Source organism: Lysobacter sp. 05T417 (assembly GCF_056396405.1).
This window is the reverse complement of record NZ_JBFTLK010000008.1, coordinates 115764-135628: the sequence shown is the minus strand read 5'-3', so window position 1 is coordinate 135628 and position 19865 is coordinate 115764. Positions and strand designations below refer to the sequence as shown.

At 66.7% G+C, this 19865-nt stretch carries 21 protein-coding genes; 6 read left to right on the top strand and 15 right to left on the bottom strand.

The genetic code is table 11. The annotated features are described in order from the left end of the window. Positions 1-286: 286 nt before the first annotated feature. Together AC1DER_RS15545 and AC1DER_RS15540 are read left to right on the top strand one after the other, a co-directional pair. The gene (locus AC1DER_RS15545) at positions 287-964 is read left to right on the top strand and encodes a transporter family protein (protein WP_477246309.1); all 678 of its coding nucleotides are present in this window, start codon (positions 287-289) and stop codon (positions 962-964) included. 13 nt (positions 965-977) lie between these two features. Then, entirely contained in the window at positions 978-1751 is a 774-nt protein-coding gene (locus AC1DER_RS15540; RefSeq protein WP_477246311.1) for a bestrophin-like domain, read from the top strand. Positions 1752-1785: 34 nt separating this feature from the next. On the opposite strand, the gene AC1DER_RS15535 is transcribed toward AC1DER_RS15540, so the two are convergent. After that, entirely contained in the window at positions 1786-2541 is a 756-nt protein-coding gene (locus tag AC1DER_RS15535) for a DUF72 domain-containing protein (protein WP_477246313.1), read from the bottom strand. A 176-nt stretch (positions 2542-2717) separates the two neighbouring features. Between AC1DER_RS15535 and AC1DER_RS15530 the strand changes: the two genes are divergently transcribed. Continuing rightward, positions 2718-4832: a catalase gene (locus AC1DER_RS15530; protein ID WP_477246315.1), complete on the top strand. Its 2115-nt coding sequence runs from the start codon at positions 2718-2720 to the stop codon at positions 4830-4832. Between the two features lie 79 nt (positions 4833-4911). On the opposite strand, the gene AC1DER_RS15525 is transcribed toward AC1DER_RS15530, so the two are convergent. The 7 genes from AC1DER_RS15525 to miaA form a co-directional block, all read right to left on the bottom strand. Further along, positions 4912-6204, bottom strand: coding sequence for an adenylosuccinate synthase (locus AC1DER_RS15525; RefSeq protein WP_477246317.1), 1293 nt, complete (start codon positions 6202-6204; stop codon positions 4912-4914). A gap of 254 nt (positions 6205-6458) precedes the next feature. Then, on the bottom strand, positions 6459-6647 hold the full coding sequence (locus AC1DER_RS15520; RefSeq protein WP_477246319.1) for a DUF2065 domain-containing protein: 189 nt from the start codon (positions 6645-6647) through the stop codon (positions 6459-6461). Between the two features lie 17 nt (positions 6648-6664). Further along, positions 6665-7528 (bottom strand): protease modulator HflC, encoded by an 864-nt coding sequence (gene hflC, locus AC1DER_RS15515; RefSeq protein ID WP_477246321.1) that lies wholly within the window; start codon positions 7526-7528, stop codon positions 6665-6667. Further along, positions 7525-8643 (bottom strand): FtsH protease activity modulator HflK, encoded by a 1119-nt coding sequence (hflK, locus tag AC1DER_RS15510; RefSeq protein WP_477246323.1) that lies wholly within the window; start codon positions 8641-8643, stop codon positions 7525-7527. The genes hflC and hflK overlap by 4 nt, the downstream gene beginning before the upstream one ends. Before the next feature lie 104 nt (positions 8644-8747). Beyond that, on the bottom strand, positions 8748-10073 hold the full coding sequence (hflX, locus tag AC1DER_RS15505; protein ID WP_477246325.1) for a ribosome rescue GTPase HflX: 1326 nt from the start codon (positions 10071-10073) through the stop codon (positions 8748-8750). Positions 10074-10199: 126 nt separating this feature from the next. Further along, positions 10200-10478 carry an RNA chaperone Hfq gene (gene hfq / locus AC1DER_RS15500; RefSeq protein WP_441817428.1) on the bottom strand — a complete coding sequence of 93 codons (279 nt, stop codon included), beginning with the start codon at positions 10476-10478 and terminating at the stop codon, positions 10200-10202. A 159-nt stretch (positions 10479-10637) separates the two neighbouring features. Beyond that, the gene (gene miaA / locus AC1DER_RS15495; RefSeq protein WP_477358127.1) at positions 10638-11606 is read right to left on the bottom strand and encodes a tRNA (adenosine(37)-N6)-dimethylallyltransferase MiaA; all 969 of its coding nucleotides are present in this window, start codon (positions 11604-11606) and stop codon (positions 10638-10640) included. A gap of 78 nt (positions 11607-11684) precedes the next feature. Here miaA and AC1DER_RS15490 point away from each other — a divergent pair, with 78 nt between their 5' ends. Next, entirely contained in the window at positions 11685-11885 is a 201-nt protein-coding gene (locus AC1DER_RS15490) for a hypothetical protein (protein WP_477246330.1), read from the top strand. Positions 11886-12195: 310 nt separating this feature from the next. Here the strand turns inward: AC1DER_RS15490 and folP are convergent, their stop codons facing one another. The 3 genes from folP to rlmE form a co-directional block, all read right to left on the bottom strand. Further along, on the bottom strand, positions 12196-13095 hold the full coding sequence (folP, locus tag AC1DER_RS15485) for a dihydropteroate synthase (protein ID WP_441817431.1): 900 nt from the start codon (positions 13093-13095) through the stop codon (positions 12196-12198). Positions 13096-13423: 328 nt separating this feature from the next. Continuing rightward, on the bottom strand, positions 13424-15319 hold the full coding sequence (ftsH, locus tag AC1DER_RS15480) for an ATP-dependent zinc metalloprotease FtsH (protein WP_441817432.1): 1896 nt from the start codon (positions 15317-15319) through the stop codon (positions 13424-13426). Between the two features lie 81 nt (positions 15320-15400). After that, positions 15401-16048, bottom strand: a complete 648-nt coding sequence (rlmE, locus tag AC1DER_RS15475) for a 23S rRNA (uridine(2552)-2'-O)-methyltransferase RlmE (protein WP_441817433.1) — start codon at positions 16046-16048, stop codon at positions 15401-15403. Between the two features lie 92 nt (positions 16049-16140). On the opposite strand from rlmE, the gene yhbY reads away from it, so the two are divergent. Further along, entirely contained in the window at positions 16141-16446 is a 306-nt protein-coding gene (gene yhbY / locus AC1DER_RS15470) for a ribosome assembly RNA-binding protein YhbY (protein ID WP_441817434.1), read from the top strand. 29 nt (positions 16447-16475) lie between these two features. Continuing rightward, positions 16476-16850 (top strand): Mth938-like domain-containing protein, encoded by a 375-nt coding sequence (locus AC1DER_RS15465; protein WP_477246336.1) that lies wholly within the window; start codon positions 16476-16478, stop codon positions 16848-16850. Positions 16851-16859: 9 nt separating this feature from the next. Here AC1DER_RS15465 and AC1DER_RS15460 read toward each other — a convergent pair whose 3' ends face one another. From AC1DER_RS15460 to surE, 4 genes are read right to left on the bottom strand one after another with little or no spacing between them, the layout of a single operon-like run. Continuing rightward, positions 16860-17657, bottom strand: a complete 798-nt coding sequence (locus AC1DER_RS15460) for a peptidoglycan DD-metalloendopeptidase family protein (protein ID WP_441817436.1) — start codon at positions 17655-17657, stop codon at positions 16860-16862. Positions 17658-17680: 23 nt separating this feature from the next. Then, complete coding sequence (locus tag AC1DER_RS15455) at positions 17681-18298, bottom strand: YqaA family protein (RefSeq protein ID WP_441817437.1); 618 nt, start codon at positions 18296-18298, stop codon at positions 17681-17683. A gap of 46 nt (positions 18299-18344) precedes the next feature. Beyond that, positions 18345-19022, bottom strand: a complete 678-nt coding sequence (locus AC1DER_RS15450; RefSeq protein ID WP_477246338.1) for a protein-L-isoaspartate(D-aspartate) O-methyltransferase — start codon at positions 19020-19022, stop codon at positions 18345-18347. Beyond that, positions 19019-19819 carry a 5'/3'-nucleotidase SurE gene (surE, locus tag AC1DER_RS15445; protein WP_441817439.1) on the bottom strand — a complete coding sequence of 267 codons (801 nt, stop codon included), beginning with the start codon at positions 19817-19819 and terminating at the stop codon, positions 19019-19021. The genes AC1DER_RS15450 and surE overlap by 4 nt, the downstream gene beginning before the upstream one ends. Positions 19820-19865: the final 46 nt, after the last annotated feature.

Here is a 19865-nt window from a genome sequence, read left to right as displayed (position 1 = left end):
TTCGCCTCGAACATCCGCTCTCATCCCTGATCAGAAATGTGAAGGCGCACGTTGAATACAGGGCACGGTTCTGGCGACGTGATTCTTCTGTGAGAGTCATCGCGCGTCGCCGCTAGTACGATCCGTGCACCGGCACGACCGGATGGCCAAGGACTCCGTGATGATGGCGCTCCGAGCGGCAGTTGCTTTCACACTCTGCGCATCATCGATCGTCTGCCCCGCCCACGCGCAGGACGCAGACGAACTGGCGAAACAGCTTTCCAATCCGGTAGCCAGCCTGATCAGCGTGCCACTGCAACTCAACTACGACGACGGCATCGGGCCTTCCGATGACGGCAGCAAGACCTTCCTGAACGTACAGCCGGTGATTCCGGTCTCGATCAGCGAGGACTGGAACCTGATCTCGCGCACGATCATTCCGATCGTCTACCAGGACGACATCTTCCCTGGCTCCGGCAGCCAGTTCGGCACGGGCGACGTACTGCAGTCCTTCTTCTTCTCGCCCAAGGCACCGACCCGTTCGGGCTGGATCTGGGGCGTCGGACCGGTACTGAACCTGCCCACCGCAAGCGACGACCTGCTCGGCACGGAAAAGTGGGGCGCAGGGCCGACCGCCGTCGTGCTCAAGCAGACCCATGCCGGCTGGACCTTCGGCGCACTGGTGAACCATGTCTGGTCGTTCGCCGGCGATGAAGATCGCGCCGACATCAGCAGCACGTTCCTGCAGCCGTTCGTGTCCAGGGGCCTGGGCCAGGGCCGCACCGTCACCGTCAACCTGGAATCGACGTACGACTGGAAAGGCGAGCAGTGGACCGTGCCGATCAACATCGGTTACAGCAAGGTCAGCAAGATCGGCGAGCAACTGGTCAGTTATCAGGGCGGCGTGCGCTATTACATCGAGGCCCCCGACAGTGGTGCCGAATGGGGCCTGCGGTTCGCCTTCACTCTGCTCTTTCCGAAGTGACCAAGGCAGGCTCATGGAATTTCTGACATTTACCCGCCTTCCGTTGTGGGTCATCTCGCTGGCGTTCTTTGCGGGGATGGTGCTCGCGCGAGAGGTCGGAAAGTATCTGCGTGACCGACGCGCAGCGCGCGAAGGCGGCAGCGACGGCGATGCCTTCGCCATGACCTCGGTCCTGGGCCTGCTGGCGCTGCTGATCGGTTTCACCTTCTCCATCGCGCTGGCGCGCTACGAGAGCCGGCGCGAGCTGGTGGTCAGCGAAGCCAATGCCCTGGGAACCACGTGGCTGCGCATGCAGCTGCTGGACGGGGGCGAACGGAAACAGATGGAATCCCTGCTGCGGCGCTACGTGGACACCCGCATCGCGTTCGGACACGCCCGCACGGCCGACGAGGAGGTGCGGCTGTACAAGGCGACCGAGACGCAGCAGACGCAGTTGTGGAACTCGCTCATGGCAGTGGTTGCGCCGTTCCGTGACACCCCGCGCGCGGCCCTGCTGATCAGCACGACCAACGAATCGATCGACCTGGCAGCCGAACGCTTCGCGACGCGGCAGGCGCACATCCCTCCCAGGATCCTGCGCTTCCTGGCGCTCTTCGCCCTGCTGGCCGCGGGAATGGTCGGCTACGAACGCGGCTCCCAGCGCAGGGCCACGACGCTGATGTTCGTGCTGCTGACGCTCGCCGTTACGCTGGTCATCGATCTCGACCGACCCTCCACGGGCGTCACCAACGTTCCGCAAGGCCCGATGCTTGATCTCAGGGAGTCGATGGCACCTGCGGGTGCGTGACGCGCCCAGGCGGCAGTTCCGCGAACACCATCACTCACTCCGTCTGTGCTGCCAGCAGTTCCAGCAGCGCCAGCGCATCCGGAATGGCGTGCCCGGCGGCGGTATTGTCGAAAATCACCCACGGCGACTCTGCCATCGACACGCGCGACACCTGTCCAGCGAGACGCGAAAGCTCGTCCTGGGAATAGGCGCTGTAGTACATCTTCGGCGACCCGTGCAAACGCCAGTATCGGAACGGTCCCTCTGCCGGTACGCGCGCCTCATCGCACGGTGGCGGGTCGGCCGCAACCATGCCCACGTCGAACTCGGCCAGGCTATCGCGCGCCTGCGCCGTGAACCAGCTGGAATGGCGCGGCTCGCAGACGCACCCACCCGTCCACCGCTCCCTGAGCGTGCGCAAGAAGGCACCCGCATCGCGCGCATGAAAGTCGAGGCTTGGCGGCAATTGCAGCAGCAAGACCGACAGACGATCTCCGAGTCCGGTCACTTCCGCGATGAAGCGATCCAGCAATCCCGCGGTGCCACGCAGCCGTGCAACGTGGGAAATGTTCTTTGGCACTTTGGCCGAGAACCGGAACGACGCCGGGACGCTCGCTGCCCAACGCTCGTACGTCCTGCGTTGATGGGGCCGGTAGAAAGAGGAGTTTATTTCGACGGCGTCGAACACCGTCGCATAGCGCGAGAGAACGCTGTCGCCTTGGCCGAACGCGTCGCGCTTCGCGACAGGAATGGACCAGCCGGCGCAACCAACGCGAGCGTGCGGAACCTTCCGGACAAGACGGGTGGACATGGAGAACTGCTCCTGGGCCGCCTGCAGGGGCAAGATCGCACCTGGGCAGCCTGACTTCAGTCAGGTTCGCACCAGGCGATGCGCGCGTTAAGGCGCGCGCGTTAAGGCGATAGACACACCATTCACTCCGCCGTCGCCAACATCACGACAAGCCCGGAGTCGACTGGAGTGGAGCAATGGCGACGAAGAAGAAGACCACCCCTCGCAAACGTCCCGGTGCAGTCAGGAGCGACGCCAGATCCGCTGCCGACAGACGCGGCAATGGCGACGAGCTGCACCAGCGCAGCGGCGGCACGCATCCGGCGCTGACCACCAACCAGGGCATCCCCGTCTCCGACAACCAGAACTCCCTGCGCGCCGGGCATCGTGGCCCGAGCCTGCTGGAGGACTTCGTCCTGCGGGAGAAGATCACCCACTTCGATCACGAGCGCATCCCCGAGCGCATCGTGCATGCGCGCGGTTCCGGTGCCCACGGTTACTTCGAACTGAGCAGGTCCCTGCAGCGCTACACCACGGCCCGGCTGCTGACCGAGGTGGGCGTGCGCACGCCTGTGTTCACCCGGTTTTCCACGGTGGCCGGCGGCGCCGGTTCGGTGGACACGCCACGCGATGTCCGTGGCTTCGCCGTCAAGTTCTATACCCAGGAGGGAAACTGGGATCTGGTCGGCAACAACATTCCGGTGTTCTTCATCCAGGACGCGATCAAGTTTCCGGACCTGATCCACTCGGTGAAGATGGAGCCTGATCGCGGTTTTCCCCAGGCGGCGTCGGCGCACGACACATTCTGGGATTTCATATCGCTCACACCCGAAGCGATGCACATGATCATGTGGGCCATGTCGGACCGGACCATCCCGCGCTCCTTGCGGATGATCGAAGGCTTTGGCATCCACAGCTTCCGTCTGATCAATCGCAAGGGCGAGAGCACCTTCGTGAAGTTCCATTGGCGCCCCCGGCTGGGACTGCAATCCACTGTATGGGACGAAGCGGTGAAGCTGGCCGGCGCCGACCCGGATTTCCACCGCCGCGACCTGTTCGAATCGATCCAGTCGGGAAATTTCCCGGAGTGGGATTTCGGCGTGCAATTGTTCACCCAGGAGCAGGCCGACCGCTTCCCATTCGATCATCTCGATGCCACCAAGCTGATCCCCGAAGAACTTGTGCCACTGCAGATCATCGGACGCATGGTGCTGGATCGCTGGCCAGACAATTTCTTTGCCGAGACCGAACAGGTCGCCTACTGCCCGGCCAACATCGTGCCGGGTATCGACTTCAGCAACGATCCGCTGCTGCAGGGACGCCTGTTCTCCTATCTGGACACGCAGTTGCTGCGCCTGGGCGGGCCAAACTTCCACCAGATCCCGATCAACGTGCCCAAATGCCCCTTCGCCAATCTGCAGCGCGACGGACACATGCAGATGGCGGTGCCGCATGGCCGCGTAAGTTACGAGCCCAGCTCGCTGCAGCCCGACACGCCAAGGGAGACGACCGCAGGCTTCAGCAGCCACGCAACTCCCGCCGAGGCGGAGGACAAGGGAAGGATCCGAGCCGACACCTTTGCAGACCATTACAGCCAGGCGCGCCTGTTCTTCCGCAGCCAGACGCCACCGGAGCAGGCGCACATCGCCTCGGCTCTGGTATTCGAACTGTCGAAGGTGGAGACAGTCCACGTGCGTGCCGCGATGGTGGGTCACCTGCGTCACGTCGATCCGGAACTGGCCAGGCGCGTTGCCACCGGGCTGGGCATGGCGCAACTTCCTCCGGCGCCGGTGGCCGCCGTGGCGCCGATCGACATGAAGCCTTCCCCTGCCCTGCAGATCATCGGCAAGATGAAGGACACGCTGGTCGGCCGCGTCATCGGCATCCTGGTCAACGAAGGCTCCAGTGCCAACACGGTGCGCAACCTGCGCAAGGCCGCAGAAGACGCCGGAGCCCGGGTGAAGATCGTCGCGCCCAGGGTCGGCGGCGTCACCCTGGACAATGGCAAGCCGCTCGCCGCCGATGGCCAGTTGGCAGGCACGCCGTCGCTGGTGTTCGACGCAGTGGCGATCGTGTTGTCGGACGAAGGTGGCGAACTGTTGGCGCAGGAAGCCGCCGCGGTCGACTTCGTCCGCGATGCTTATGGCCATCTCAAGGCCATAGCCTTCGACGTGGGCGCAACCGCCCTTTTGCAGGCGGGCGGCATCGACGAGGATGCCGGAGTGGTGATGGCAAACGATCGCGAAGCGTTCATTGCCGCCGCCAGGACCCGGCAATGGGATCGGGAGCCGCTGCTGCGTACGCTGGCCTGACGTGTTCCTTGAAACAAAAAAAGCCCCGCATGCGCGGGGCTTCTTCCTGTGCTCGGGCAATTCTGATCACGCAACTCGATCAGGCAAACGGATCCTGCAGCACGATGTTCGCGTCGCGGTCCGGACCGGTCGAGACGATCGCCAGCGGGCAGCCGGCCAGCTCTTCCAGCGCGCGCAGGTAGGCGCGTGCGGCAGCCGGCAGCTTGTCCCACTCGGTGACGTTGTGGGTGTTCTCTTCCCAGCCCGGGAACTCCAGGTACACCGGCGTGCACTCTTCCCAGCCGGCCGCGTCGAGCGGTGCGTACTCGGTGCGCTTGCCGCGGTACTCGTACGCGATGCAGATCTTCAGCTTCTCCATGCCGTCGAGCACGTCGAGCTTGGTGATGCACAGGCCGGTGATGCCGTTGACGGCCACCGCGCGACGCAGCGCGACGATGTCCATCCAGCCGGAGCGACGCGGACGGCCGGTGGTGGCGCCGTATTCCGCGCCGCGATCACGCAGGCCCTGGCCGACGTCGTCGTCGAGTTCGGTCGGGAACGGACCGCCACCGACGCGCGTGGCGTAGGCCTTGGCGATGCCGAGCACGTAGTCGATCGCGTCCGCGCCCACACCGGTGCCGGCATACGCGCCGCCGACGGTGGTGTTGGACGAGGTCACGTACGGATAGGTGCCGTGGTCGATGTCGAGCAGCGAACCCTGAGCGCCTTCGAACAGCACGCGCTTGCCCTGCTTGCGCAGCTCGTGAAGGATGCCGGCGACGTCGGACTTCATCGGCTCGACGTACTCACCGAAGGCCAGTGCCTCGTCGAGCGTCTGCTGGAAGTCGACCGCGTCCACGCCCAGGTACTTGGTCAGGACGAAGTTGTGGTAGTCCATCGTGCTGCGCAGCTTCTCGGCGAGCTGCTGCGGGTAATGCAGGTCGGCGATGCGGATGCCGCGACGCGCCACCTTGTCCTCATAGGCCGGACCGATGCCGCGACCGGTGGTGCCGATGGCCTTGCCGCCGGCGGCCTTCTCGCGGGCCTGATCCAGGGCGATGTGGTACGGCATGATCAGCGGCGTGGCCGGGCTGATCTTCAGGCGCGAACGCACTTCGACACCGTTGCCCTCGAGCTCGCCGATTTCCTTCTGCAGCGCGGCCGGGGACAGCACCACGCCGTTGCCGATCAGGCACAGCGCGTCGGGGCGCAGGATGCCGGACGGAATCAGGTGCAGGACGGTCTTCTTGCCGCCGATGACGAGGGTGTGGCCGGCATTGTGGCCGCCCTGGAAGCGCACGACGGCGCCGATCTCCTTGGTGAGCAGATCGACGATCTTGCCCTTGCCTTCATCGCCCCATTGGGCACCGAGAACGACGACTGACTGACCCATTGCCAAGCTCCTGACTCCGTTGCATTGAGGACCGGCGCAATGCCGGGCTGCCGCGAGGACCCGCAAACAGCAAGAAAGCCGGAGGGGCGCAGGGCCCCGTCCGGCTTTTGTGCATTATCCGGGTTTTGGGGTACCGGGGCCACCCCGAAAGCGGGATTGGACAGATTCAGACGGGTGGACCGTCACCTCGCCTTCACCCCAATCCCCACCCCGGCCCGAGCGCATGGCGCCAATCCGACGACCTGGCTTTTGATTTAGAGCCGCACCAGCCACAAAGACAGCAGCCCCAGCCCCACCACCACCGCCCCGACCACCCGCAGGTGCCGGTCCGGCAGCGCGTGCAGCTGCTCGGCGGCACGCTTCCAGCCGCGCGGTGCTATGAAGAGGAACAACCCCTCCAGCACCGCCACCAGGCACAGCGCCGACAACAGCTCCAGCACCATGGCTCAGGCGCGCCCGGTCAGTGGTCCGACTTGAGGTATTGCAGGAACGGATCGTCGCGATCGAGCACGATCACGCCCTCGCCGTCGGCGAACGCCTTGCGGTACGCCTCCAGGCTGCGCTGGAACGCATAGAACGACGGATCCTTGTTGGCCGCCTGCGCATACAGGCGCGTGGCCTCGGCATCGCCCTCGCCGCGCAGCTTCTGCGCATCGCGCTCGGCCTCGGCCACGATCACCAGCTTCTCGCGATCGGCCTGGGCACGGATCGCCTGCGCCTGCTCGACGCCCTCGGCGCGCAGCTGGCTGGCCACCTGCAGACGCTGGCTGCGCATCTGGTTGTAGACCGAACCGACCACGTTGCTGTCCTGCGGCAGCTCGATGCGCTTGATGCGGATGTCGACGATCTTCACGCCCAGCGTCGCCGCGCCGGTATTGATCGCGACCAGCTGCTTGCCGATCACCGAGGTGCGGTCACCGGAAACCACCTGCTGCAGCGTGCGCGCATTGATTTCGTTGCGCAGCGAGTCCTTGATGATCGGCGCCAGGCGCTCGACCGCGGTGACCTCGTCGCCGCCGGTGGCGCGGTAGAACGCACGCGAATTCTCGATGCGGCCCAGGGCGAAGAAATCGACGCTGACGTTCTGCTTGTCGGCCGTCAGGTAACGCTCCGGCTCGGCGTCGAGCACTTGCAGGCGACGGTCGAACACGCGCGCGGTTTCAACCAGCGGCCACTTGAAATGCAGGCCCGGACCAATGTCGGTGCGCACCACGCGACCGAGGTTGAGCACGATCGCGGTACGGCCTTCGGTCACCACGAACACCGAGCCGAGCAGCGCGAACAGCGCGGCCACCACGGCTGCGATCCAAAGGGAGAATCTCATCGGGTCACCTCATCACGACCGGTCGGCCGGCTCGGTCGCGTGCTGCGACCACTGTCGGCGGGCTCGTTGGTAATCGTCGGCGGCAACAGTTCCGGCGTCAGCAGCGGCGCACCGGCCGCAGTTGAACCACCACCGCGCTTGTCCGGCATCGGCACATAGATCAGCTGGCGCGAATCGCCGCCGATGATCTTGCGGTTGTCACTGAGCACTTCCTGCAGCGTGTCCAGCCACAGGCGCTTGCGGGTCACATCCGGCGCGGCCTTGTACTGGTCGACCAGCAGCGAGAAGCGGTTGGCGTCGCCTTCGGCGCGGGCGACCGACGAGGTCTTGTAGCCCTCGGCCGCAGTGCGCACGCGCGAAGCTTCACCGCGCGCTTCCGGCACGACCTGCTTGGCGTAGGCCTGGGCCTGGTTGATCGCGGTGGTCTTGTCGGCGGCGGCGCGCTGCACTTCGTCGAACGCGTCCTTCACTTCGTCCGGCGGACGGGCGTTGGGCAGGTTCAACTCGGTGACGACCAGGCCGGTGCGGTAATCCTGCAGGGAGGCCTGCAGGCGATGGCGCACGGTCACCGTCAACTCGGAGCGCGCATTGAGCACGGTATCGAGATCGGAGCGGCCGACCTGCTCGCGCACCGCACTCTGCGCGGCTTCCTTGAGCACGCGGTCGGCATCGCGCGAACCGAACAGGTACAGCTGCGGATCGCCGATGCGGTACTGCACGTTGATCTCGACGTTGACCATGTTGGCGTCGCGGGTGAACACCGGCACGGTGTCGCTGTACGCGTTGGACTGGGTCGCGTTGACCTTGGTCACGCGCTCGATCGGCCACGGCGCCTTGAAGTGCGGGCCCGGCTGCAGCACGCGCGAGAACTGGCCGAAACGCAGCACCACGCCGCGCTCCTGCTCGGTCACCAGCACGAAGCAGTTGAACACCAGCCACAGGCCGATGACGATCGCCGCCCAGCGCAGGACGTTGCCGCCGCCGCCGGCGCCACCGCCGAAGAGGCCACGCAGGGGGTCGAGCAAGGCATCCAGGCCGCGGCCATTGGGTCTGCGCCGCGGGGTTCGACCGTTCGAACCGCCGGAATTGTCACTACCGGGTGTATTCCAGGCCATGCCTGCTCCAAGAAGGGGATGCATCCGCTGCCGCGTTCAGACATGCGGGCGTCGGTCGATTCTAGGTGGGGGTGCGACGGGGCTCAAGCAAGGCGATTACCCGCTCAGGCGGCATATTCGTCTTCTTCGGGCGGCAACAGCGGCCGCAGGACCTCGCCGTGGGCCTGCACGAACAGCCTCTGGGCGTCGGCCAGGGCCAGGTCGACATTGATGACCCAGCCGTGTTCGTCGTGGTCCTCGCTGCGCACCGCGCCCAGTTCGTGCAGTCGCGCGCGCAGGCGCGCCGCTTGTGGCGGCAGGCGCAGTTCGCCGGTGACGTGGCGCAACTCCAGCGCTTCGGCCAGGCCCTGGCGCAGCAGGTCGAGGCCACGGCCGTCGCGGGCAGACAGCCATACGCGCATGCGCCCTTCGGCCGGACGGTCCAGTCGCGGTTCAACGGCTTCAGCGCCTTCTTCGCCGGTACCGAGCTTGTCGATCTTGTTGAACACCAGCAGCTGCGGCAGGTCGCCGGCCCCGATGTCCTTGAGCACGGCGTCGACCTGGGCAATGCGCTCGTCGCGCAGCGGATCGGCGGCATCGACCACGTGGATCAGCAGATCGGCCTCGCGCGCTTCCGACAGGGTCGAGCGGAACGCGGCCACCAGTTCGTGCGGCAGGTCGCGAACGAAACCGACGGTATCGGCCAGCACCACGTTGCCGCCCGACAGCTCGATGCGGCGCACGGTCGGGTCGAGCGTGGCGAACAACTGATCGGCGGCATAGGCCTCCGCGCCGGTCATTGCATTGAACAGCGTGGACTTGCCGGCGTTGGTGTAGCCGACCAGGGCGACGCGCGGCATCTCGCTGCGCATGCGGGCGCGGCGCATCTGGGTGCGCTGCACCTCGACTTTTTCCAGACGCTTCTGCAGTTGCTCCAGGCGCTTCTGCAGCAGGCGCCGGTCGGTTTCCAGCTGGGTTTCACCGGGGCCGCGCAGGCCGATCGAACCGCCGCGCTGGCGCTCGAGGTGGGTCCAGCCGCGCACCAGGCGCGTGGCCATGTGCTTGAGCTGCGCCAGTTCGACCTGCAGCTTGCCGTCGTGGCTGTGCGCACGCTGGGCGAAGATGTCGAGGATCAGGCCGGTGCGGTCGACGACGCGACGCTTGAGCTCGCGCTCGAGGTTGCGCTCCTGGCCCGGCGACAGCGGATGGTTGATCAGGATCAGGTCGGCACCGGTGGCCTCGGCCGCGGCCTTGACCTCTTCGAGCTTGCCGCTGCCGATCAGCATGGCCGCGTTCGGGCGGTCGATGCGCGCGGTCAGGACCGCTGCCACGGTGGCTCCGGCCGAGCGTGCCAGATCGGCGAACTCTTCCAGCAGGCCCTCGTCCGGCGGACCGCCGGCATGGGGCTGGATCAATAGCGCGTGTTCGCCTTTTCGGGATCTTTCAAACAAGCCGGGTCATGCCTGAGCGGGGGGACAGGATCACAAGATGGGCATGAACAGCCCCGCAAACAAGGGCGGCAGCCCCTGCCCGGTCGCGGGAGGGGCTTGAGCATGGCCGCTGGCGCGCTGGACGGCTTATTCGGCCTCGTCGACCGGGCCTTCGCCATCGCCTTCGGGAGACTGCACGTAACCGCCGCCCGGCCCGACGCGGACATTGCGCGCCGGCACGACGGTGGAGATCGCGTGCTTGTAGACCATCTGGCTCACGGTATTGCGCAACAGCACCACAAACTGGTCGAACGACTCGATCGTGCCCTGCAGCTTGATGCCGTTGACCAGGTACACCGAAACCGGCACGCGTTCGCGGCGCAACGCATTCAGGAAAGGATCCTGCAAAGACTGTCCCTTGGACATGGTGTAGCTCCCCAACTCGTTCTAGTTATAAGGGCGGCGTGGTACAGGGTGGCATGGCCGACAAGGTCGCCAGAACCTGTCCCCACAGCGGCGACCGGGACCGATGGTAGCGCAAACCCCCCTGACGCACCCGTCTGGATGCCGCCCTTTGCGACTGGGTCAACGCCTCGCCGGGATGTCCATGAACATCGCCCGGGCCTGCTCCAGTCGCGGCCGTTGCAGTTGCGGGTCGAACCACTGCGCATCGAGCTCGCCACGCAGCCAGGTGAGCTGGCGCTTGGCCAGCTGGCGGGTGGCGTAGACCCCCAGGTCGCGCATCTGCGCCGCCGTGCTGGCCCCGTCCAGATGCTCCCAGGCCTGGCGGTAGCCGACGGCGCGCAGCGCTGGCAGCTCCAGCGGCCGGGGATGGTCGTGCAGTTCGGGTTGTGCGCGCAGCGCCCGGACTTCGTCGAGGAAGCCGTCTGCCAACATCTGGTCGAAGCGGCGTTCGATCCGCGCGTGCAGCAGCGCGCGGTCGTCCGGCGCCAGCACCAGCTTGAGCACCCGCAGCGACAGGCGCGGCACCTGCGCGCGATCGCGCCGCCAGTCGCTGATGCTGCGGCCGGACAGGCGGTGGACCTCGAGCGCCCGCTGGATGCGCTGGGCATCGGTGCCGTGAATCCGGGCCGCGGCCTCGGGGTCGATGCGGGCGAGCTGCGCATGCATCGCGGCCCAGCCCAACTCGCCGGCCTCGGCTTCGATCTGCGCACGCACGGCCGGGTCGGCCTCTGGCATCGGCGACAGACCCTGCAGCAGCGCATGGAAGTACAGGCCGGTGCCGCCGGCGAGGATCGGCAGGCGCCCACGGGCGACGATGTCGTCGAGCGCGCGCCGGGCATCCACCGCGAACTCGGCGGCCGAGTACGGCTGCCAGGGTTCGCGCAGGTCGATGAGGTGATGCGGCACGCGCGCCAGTTCGCCGGCGGTCGGCTTGGCCGCGCCGATGTCGAGCCGGCGGTAGACCAGGGCCGAATCGACGCTGACGATCTCGCCACCGAACCGCTCGGCCCACTCCAGCGCAAGCGCGGTCTTGCCCGAAGCGGTCGGGCCCATCAGGGCAATCGCGATGGGACGCGAGTCGGCGGGCATGGGACGGCGGGCGGTTGGCGATGCGGACGCGTAGCCTCGCACAGGCACCGGTCGGGCGGAACCGTTGCCGGTGCAACCGTGTCGCGACGCACCATCGCGGCGCGACGCGCTGGCCTCTCCACAGTTCTTGTGGAGAACCACTGGGGCAAGGCTGTTGATAACCTGTTCCACGCCTTTGCCAGCAATGCTTCCCGGGTGTTTGTCCATTTTTTGGCCAGCGTGTTCGCGCTGTCCACAATGCCTGTGGACAAACCTGCGGACAGCGATGTGGGCAGATGACGGACAGGCTGCTGTGACGGGGCCTGCACCATCCTGGCCAATAAATCACCAGCGAAATTTGTTGACTTGGCGCACGGATTCGGCATGTCCGCGGCGACCGCCGTCGCCGTGATCGCATCGACGCCCTGGTGCCCGGAATGGTCACCTTGCGGGCACTTCACGGCCACCATGGGCTTCTATCCACAAAGCCTGTGGACAAGCCTGCGGACAGTTGTGTGGAGAGCACGCTGCACGCCTTGCGGCATAAGGAATGCAAGAGGGGTGGCGAAGAATTGACCAGCGAAAAAGATTGACTTGTGCGGTGTGCGCACTATTCGTCGTCGGGCCACCTGGGCATGGACGGCGTCGACTTCGCCCGCGGCAGCGTCTGCGCAGCCAGCGCGCTCCACACCTTCAGTGCATCCACGGTTGCTGCGACGTCGTGCACGCGCACCAGCTTCGCGCCGCGCTGCGCGGCGATCAGGTGGGCCGCCACCGAGCCATGGACGCGATCACGCGGCTCGCTGCGGCCGGTGATCTCGCCGATGGTCTTCTTGCGCGAAAGCCCGGCCAGCACCGGCACACCGAGTTCGGCGAAGCGTTCGAGTTGCGCGAGCAGCAGCAGGTTGTGCTGCGTGTCCTTGCCGAAACCGAAACCCGGATCGACGACGATGTTCTTCTTGGCGATGCCGGCCATCTCGGCGGCAAAGATGCGCTCGGCGAGGAAGCGATGAACTTCGGCAACGACGTCGTCGTACTGCGGCGACTGTTGCATCGAGCGCGGCTCTCCCCGCATGTGCATGAGCACCACCGGTACGCGCAGCTCCGCCGCGGCATCGAGCGCGCCTTCGCGACGCAATGCGTAGACATCGTTGATCATGCCCGCGCCGGCCTGCACCGCAGCGCGCATGACTTCGGGTTTGGAGGTGTCGATGCTGATCGGCAGCGTGGTCTCGCGCGCCAGGCGCTCGATCACCGGGATGGTGCGGCGCAGTTCTTCCTCGAGGCTGACTTCATCGGCACCGGGGCGCGTGGATTCGCCACCGATGTCGAGGATGTCGGCGCCCTCCCCCGCCAGCTTCAATCCGTGCGCTACCGCGGCTTCGAGGGTGTCATGCGAGCCGCCATCGGAGAACGAGTCGGGCGTGACGTTGACGATGCCCATCACGCGCGGACGATCGAGCACCAGCGGGCGGCCGTTGCAGTCGAGGGTGAGGGTGGTGTCGAACATGCGGGGGTCCTGGGCGTGTGCGTGCGCAGGGTAGCCCGGTGCGGCTCGGGGGGGAACCTGCTGGGTTGGAGGGGGCTACGCTTCCTTCGACTTCGCTGCGCTACGCTTCCTTCGACTTCGCTGCGCTACGCTCAGGACGAACGGAGCCCCCCCTCACCGTTCGTCCTGAGCGTAGCGCCGCAGGCGCGAAGTCGAAGGAAGCGTAGCGCCGCAGGCGCGAAGTCGAAGGAAGCGTAGCGCCGCAGGCGCGAAGTCGAAGGAAGCGTAGCGCCCACAAACAAAAAGGGCCGGGAATCACCCCGGCCCTTCCATTCGCTACCCAATCCGATCAGGTCTGCGCCGCAGGCCCGCCAATCGCGCCCGGGCGCTCGCCGTCGTCCTTCGACGTCTTGCCCGACTTCGACCAGTCCGCCGGCGGGCCCGGCACGCGGCCGGCCATGATGTCGTCGATCTGGTGCGCGTCGATGGTCTCGTACAGCAGCAGCGCATCGGCCATCGCGTGCAGCCTGTCGAGATTGCCCTTGAGGATCTCGGTGGTGCGGCCGTAGGCCCTGTCGAGGATATCGCGCACGACCTCGTCGATCTTGCGCGCGGTCTCGTTGGAGACGTTCTTGTGCTGCGTCACCGAGCGGCCCAGGAACACCTCGTCCTCTTCCTCGCCGAAGGTGATCGGACCCAGTTCGGACAGGCCCCACTTGGTGACCATGTTGCGCGCCATCTTGGTCGCGCGCTCGATGTCGTTGGAGGCACCGGTGGTGACCTTGTCGACGCCGAAGATCAGCTCCTCGGCAACGCGGCCGCCGTACAGCGAGCACAACTGCGATTCGATCGCGGTGCGGTTGTAGCTGTACTTGTCGCCCTCGGGCAGGTACATGGTCACGCCCAGCGCGCGACCGCGCGGAATGATCGTGACCTTGTAGACCGGGTCGTGCTCGGGAACCATGCGGCCGACGATCGCGTGGCCGGCCTCGTGGTAGGCGGTCAGCTTCTTCTCGTCCTCGCTCATCGCCATCGAGCGGCGCTCGGCGCCCATCAGGATCTTGTCGCGCGCCTTGTCGAAGTGCTCCATGCGCACGTCCTTGGCGTTCTCGCGCGCGGCGAACAGGGCGGCCTCGTTGCAGAGGTTGGCAAGGTCGGCGCCGGAGAAACCCGGGGTGCCACGGGCGATCGTCATCGGCTCGACGTCGTCGTGCAGCGGCAGCTTGCGCATGTGCACGCGCAGGATCTGCTCGCGGCCCTTCACGTCCGGCAGGCCGACCACGACCTGGCGGTCGAAACGGCCCGGACGCAGCAGCGCCGGGTCGAGCACGTCGGGACGGTTGGTCGCGGCGATCACGATCACGCCCTCGCCACCTTCGAAGCCGTCCATCTCGACCAGCAACTGGTTGAGGGTCTGCTCGCGCTCGTCATGACCGCCGCCGAGGCCGGCGCCGCGATGGCGACCGACCGCGTCGATTTCGTCGATGAAGATGATGCACGGCGCGTGCTTCTTGGCCTGCTCGAACATGTCGCGAACGCGGCTGGCACCGACGCCGACGAACATCTCGACGAAGTCGGAACCGGAAATGCTGAAGAACGGCACCTTGGCCTCGCCGGCGATGGCGCGGGCGAGCAGGGTCTTGCCGGTACCGGGCGGGCCGACCATCAGCACGCCGCGCGGAATCTTGCCGCCGAGCTTCTGGAACTTGGACGGGTCGCGCAGGAACTCGACCAGCTCGCCGACTTCTTCCTTGGCCTCGTCGCAACCGGCGACGTCGGCCAGGGTGACCTTGACCTGGTCCTCGCCCTGCAACTTGGCGCGCGAACGGCCGAAGCTCATCGCGCCCTTGCTGCCGCCCTGCTGCATCTGCCGCATGAAATACACCCAGATGCCGATGAACAGCAGCCATGGGAGCACGTTGATGATGATGTAGAGCAGCGACGGCCCGCTCTGCGGCGGCGCCTGGTCGATGACGACCTTGTGCGAGATCAGGTCGTTGATGAGGTATTCGTCGCCGGGGCTATAGGTGACGAACTTGCTGCCATCCTTGCGCTCACCATTGATGGTGGTCCGATCGTCGCCGATCTTGACCTCCTTCACGCGGTCCTGCTGAACCTGCTGCACGAACTGGTCGTAGGCGAGCGTCTCGCTGCCTGCCGCGCGCGGTCCGAACGCCTGGAACACCACCATCAATACGACAGCGACGATTACCCAGAGCAGCAGATTCTTGGCCAAGTCGTTCATCAATTCCTACCTGTCGCCCTCATGGCGTGGTTACAGCGGGGGCGGCGCCGGGGCGCCTGTACATCTCGGGGTTGTCGCACATTACTTCATAACCGCGCGCTTGCCCTGTGCCAGCGCGTACACCTCGGGCGAGCGCTTGCGCGATGCCTCCGGCTTGCGGATGACGACCTTGTCGTAGCGTCGCCGCAGCTCCTTCACGTACTCGTCGAAGCCCACCCCCTGGAACAGCTTGATCAGGAAGTTGCCGCCGGTACGCAGGTGCTGGTCGGCGAAGTCCATCGCCAGTTCGGACAGGTACATCGCCCGCGGCATGTCGACCGCATCCACACCGCTCTTATTGGGGGCCATATCCGACAGGACAAGGTCCACGCGCTGGCCCTCCAGGGAGGCGACCAGCTGCGATAGGACCTCATCCTCCCTGAAATCGCCATGAAGGAACTCGACCCCGGCCAGCGAGGGCATCTCGAGGATGTCCAGGGCGATCACCCGGCCCGGCCGGGCCGGATCCAGGCGGTCGAGCTCCCCGCGCAGCCACTGCGACCAGCCGCCAGGGGCGGCGCCGAGGTCGACCACGACCATTCCGGGCTTCAGCAGGCGGTCACGCTCGACCAGCTCCTCGAGCTTGTAGGCCGCGCGCGAGCGCAGTCCTTCCGCCTTGGCCTTCTTCACGAAGGGGTCGGAGAAATGTTCCTTGAGCCAGCGCTGGCTGGATTTGCTGCGAGTCGCCATCGGGCGTGGGGTGCCGGCGTGGAGGGGCCGTGGGGGCCGTGGGGGCGGTCATGATACCCTGCGCAGCCTACCCCCATGCTCCCCGTGCCCCAATGCAGACCGTCCTGACCGCCGCCCAGACCCGTTTCCTGCGCGGCCAGGCCCATGATCTGAAGGCCATGCTGCAGGTTGGCGGCAAGGGCGTGACCGAGTCGCTGATCGCCGAGGTCGCCCTGGCCCTGGAGCATCACGAGCTGATCAAGATCAAGGTCGCCGCCGAAGATCGCGACGCCCGCGACGCCATGATCGACGACATCGCCGCGCGCACCGGCGCCGCCCTGGTGCAGCGCATCGGCCACACCGCGATCCTGTACAAGCCCAGCCAGGACCGTCGCCAGATCGTGCTTCCGCGCGCCTGACCCCGGCTCGAAGCGAGCGTCCTTCGCCGATGCAGCTCAACCTCGAACATCCCGACCAGGCGTTCTACCTGCGTGCCGCCGACGGCGCCTCGGCGCTGGTCAACGATCGCCGGCTGTATTCGAGTTTCATTCTTTCGCCCGACCGCCTGGTCGAGGACTGGCCCGTGCTTTCGGTCAAGGCGATCACCGCGCAGGACCTGGAGCCGGCGCTGGCGCTGGAACCGGAAGTGATCCTGCTCGGCAGCGGCGCCACCCAGGTGTTCCCGACGCCTGCCGTCATGGCCGCCTGCCTGGGCCGCGGCGTCGGCCTGGAAACCATGACCAATGCCGCCGCCGCGCGCACGTTCAACGTGCTGGCCGGTGAAGGCCGGCGCGTGGTTGCGGCCTTCGTGCTCAATCCCTGACGGCGGCGGTTACTTCTTCGGCAGGTACAGCAGCGGGTCGACCGGCTTGCCGTTGTAGCGGACTTCGAAGTGCAGCATCTCGCGCGGTGCGCCGCTGCGGCCCATCTCGGCAATCTGCTGCCCGGCCTTGACCAGCTGGCCTTCGTTGACCAGGCGATTGCGGTTGTGGCCATAGGCCGACAGCCACTGTTCGTTGTGCTTGATGATGATCAGCTCGCCGTAGCCGACCAGGCCCGAACCGGAATACACCACCACGCCATCGGCGGCCGCGCGCACCGGTGCACCGCTGCTGCCGGCGATGTCGATGCCCTGCTTGGTGGGTTCGCCGGCGACGTAGCGGCCGATCAGCTCACCGTCGGCAGGCCAGCGCCAGTTGAATCCGCTGGCGACCGGAGCCGCCTGCGGCGGAGGCGGCGTGGTGGCCGGCGGACGAGGAGTGGCGACTGGCGGCTTGCCCGTGGATGCCGGCCGCGGCGCGGCGGCGCCACCGGAGCTGGCAACCGGGTTGTTGCTGCCCGAACCCTGCGGATACAGGCGCAGGCGCTGCCCCGGATAGATCGTGTAGGGCGCGGGAATGCCGTTCCAGGCCGCCAGGTCGACGGCGCGGATGCCGTTGCTGGAGGCCACGCGGTACATCGTGTCACCGCGCTGCACGACCACCGTCTTGCCGTATTTCGGAACCGAGGGCTTCACGGTCGTGGCGGTGGAACCGCCGCCCGGAGCGCGGGTGACCTTCGTGCTCGCGCAACCGCCCACGGCAGTGGCCAGCAATGCGGCGATGAGGAATGGGCGTGCAACTGCGCTCATGCGTGCTGGTGTCCTGCTTGCGCTCATGCTGCGAACTTGGCCTTCCATACCAGCCACGCCACCAGCGCGGCCAGCAACAGCAGCGCCGCCCAGCCGATCGGTTCGATATAGCGGCGCAGCGCCGTTTCCGCACGCGGCCCGCCGATGCGGATCGCGGCGGCGAGCAGGAACACGCGCTTTCCGCGGCCGATCGCCATGCTCAGGATGTATTGCAGCATGGGCACGCCGACGATGCCCGACGCCCAGGTGAAGATCTTCATCGGAATCGGCATGAAGCCGCCGAGGACGAGGAAGGTGAAGACCGCCCACGGCGACTCCGCCATCTTCGCCTGGACGATGCGGATGCCAGCCTCGATGGAATCGAGCATGCCCAGCGAGGCAAACAGCGGCTTGATCGCCTCGAAGGCGTAGTGGCCCAGCGCGTAACCGACCAGCGCGCCCAGCATCGAGCCGGCGAGGCTGAGCGTGGCGAACCAGAACGCACGCTGGGGCTTGGCCACGCACATCGGCGCGAGCATCACTTCCGGCATCACCGGGAAAATGATGGCTTCGACGAAACTCAGGCCGAAGAGGTAGGCAGGCGCATGGCGATGGCGCGCCCAGGTGATGGTGCGCTCGTACAGCGGTCCAAAGATCTTCAACGCCAGTCCTTCCGGTGCGTTACCTGGGTGGTTGCCGGTGCGGTGTTCAATCGATCATCCCTGACAGCAGCGGCACGAATACGACCGGAGCCAGCGTGTGCTGGGTGATGACGCCCTCGGCGTCCTTGTGCAGCTTGAGCAGCGATTGCGACGATGCACCGCCGACCGGTGCGATCAGCGTCCCGCCCGCGGCCAGCTGCGCGGTCAGCGACTCGACCAGTGCAGGCGCGGCCGCGGTGACGATGATGGCGTCGAACGGGCCATTCTCGGCCCAGCCGATGCGGCCGTCGTCGTGCTTGCTGCGGATGTTCATGCCGAGCTGGCGGAAGCGCTTGCGCGCGGTGCGCAGCAGCTCGCCGATGCGCTCCACGGTGTGCACCTCCAGGCCCAGCGCGGCCAGGACGGCGGCCTGGTAGCCCGAGCCGGTGCCGATCTCCAGCACCTTCTTCGGTTCGGCCTCGAGCACCGCCTCGGTCATCTTCGCCACCACCCAGGGTTGCGAGATGGTCTGGCCGTGGCCGATCGGCAGCGCGGTGTCCTCGTAGGCGCGGGTCGCCAGCGCCTCGTCGACGAACAGATGGCGCGGCACGGTGCGAATGGCGTTGAGCACGCGCTCGTCGCGGATGTCGTTCTCGCGCAGGCGTTCGACCAGCCGGTCGCGGACCCGCTGCGAGGTCATTCCCGAGCCGATGGCTTCGGGCTGCAGGCGCATGCGCAACGTCATGCGCCCTGCCCCTGCCGGACCGTGCCGCGGTCGAGCGACACCGCCAGCCCGTCGACCCAGCTGGCCACCTGGTCGAGCGCCTGGTAGCGGGTCAGGTCGACATGGATCGGGGTGATCGAGATGTTGCCGGTGCGCAGCGCATGGAAATCGGTGCCCGGGCCGGCGTCCTGTTCCTGGCCTGCAGCGCCGATCCACCACCACTCGCGGCCGCGCGGATCGTGCTGCGGGATGCAGGCCTCGGCACGATGGCGATTGCCCAGGCGGGTGACTTCGAAGCCACGGACCTCGTCCCAGGGCAGGTCGGGCACGTTGACATTGAGGATGGTGTCGGCCGGCAGCGGGTCCACACGCAGGCGGGCAATGATCTCGACCGCGGCGCGCGCGGCGGTTTCGTAATGGCGGCCGGTGTGGTCGACGGTCTGCAGCGACATCGCCACGGCCGGCAGGCCGAGGAAGCGCCCTTCCATCGCCGCGGCGACGGTGCCCGAATAGATCACGTCGTCGCCAAGGTTGGCGGTGTTGTTGATGCCCGACACGACGATGTCCGGCTCGACCTCGAGCATGCCGGTGATCGCCACGTGCACGCAGTCGGTGGGGGTGCCGTAGACGCGCCAGGTCGATTCGTCGAGCCGCTGGACGCGCACGGGCGCATCCAGGGTGAGCGAATTGCTGGCGCCGGAGCGGTCCCGGTCGGGGGCGACCACCAGCACCTCATGGCCGGCGGCACGCAGGCCTTCGGCGAGGACGCGGATACCGGGGGCGTCGACGCCGTCGTCGTTGCTGACCAGAACTCGCATGAACTCCCTTGATGGTGGATTGACCGCCGGATGCAGGCGGCCCGGG

Excerpts from the sequence above, each read along its gene's own strand:
- AC1DER_RS15540 (WP_477246311.1), top strand. The coding sequence starts at position 978 with ATGGAATTTCTGACATTTACCCGCCTTCCGTTGTGGGTCATCTCGCTG.
- AC1DER_RS15535 (WP_477246313.1), bottom strand. The coding sequence starts at position 2,541 with ATGTCCACCCGTCTTGTCCGGAAGGTTCCGCACGCTCGCGTTGGTTGC.
- AC1DER_RS15530 (WP_477246315.1), top strand. The coding sequence starts at position 2,718 with ATGGCGACGAAGAAGAAGACCACCCCTCGCAAACGTCCCGGTGCAGTC.
- AC1DER_RS15525 (WP_477246317.1), bottom strand. The coding sequence starts at position 6,204 with ATGGGTCAGTCAGTCGTCGTTCTCGGTGCCCAATGGGGCGATGAAGGC.
- AC1DER_RS15520 (WP_477246319.1), bottom strand. The coding sequence starts at position 6,647 with ATGGTGCTGGAGCTGTTGTCGGCGCTGTGCCTGGTGGCGGTGCTGGAG.
- hflC (WP_477246321.1), bottom strand. The coding sequence starts at position 7,528 with ATGAGATTCTCCCTTTGGATCGCAGCCGTGGTGGCCGCGCTGTTCGCG.
- hflK (WP_477246323.1), bottom strand. The coding sequence starts at position 8,643 with ATGGCCTGGAATACACCCGGTAGTGACAATTCCGGCGGTTCGAACGGT.
- hfq (WP_441817428.1), bottom strand. The coding sequence starts at position 10,478 with ATGTCCAAGGGACAGTCTTTGCAGGATCCTTTCCTGAATGCGTTGCGC.
- miaA (WP_477358127.1), bottom strand. The coding sequence starts at position 11,606 with ATGCCCGCCGACTCGCGTCCCATCGCGATTGCCCTGATGGGCCCGACC.
- folP (WP_441817431.1), bottom strand. The coding sequence starts at position 13,095 with ATGTTCGACACCACCCTCACCCTCGACTGCAACGGCCGCCCGCTGGTG.
- ftsH (WP_441817432.1), bottom strand. The coding sequence starts at position 15,319 with ATGAACGACTTGGCCAAGAATCTGCTGCTCTGGGTAATCGTCGCTGTC.
- rlmE (WP_441817433.1), bottom strand. The coding sequence starts at position 16,048 with ATGGCGACTCGCAGCAAATCCAGCCAGCGCTGGCTCAAGGAACATTTC.
- yhbY (WP_441817434.1), top strand. The coding sequence starts at position 16,141 with ATGCAGACCGTCCTGACCGCCGCCCAGACCCGTTTCCTGCGCGGCCAG.
- AC1DER_RS15465 (WP_477246336.1), top strand. The coding sequence starts at position 16,476 with ATGCAGCTCAACCTCGAACATCCCGACCAGGCGTTCTACCTGCGTGCC.
- AC1DER_RS15460 (WP_441817436.1), bottom strand. The coding sequence starts at position 17,657 with ATGAGCGCAGTTGCACGCCCATTCCTCATCGCCGCATTGCTGGCCACT.
- AC1DER_RS15450 (WP_477246338.1), bottom strand. The coding sequence starts at position 19,022 with ATGACGTTGCGCATGCGCCTGCAGCCCGAAGCCATCGGCTCGGGAATG.
- surE (WP_441817439.1), bottom strand. The coding sequence starts at position 19,819 with ATGCGAGTTCTGGTCAGCAACGACGACGGCGTCGACGCCCCCGGTATC.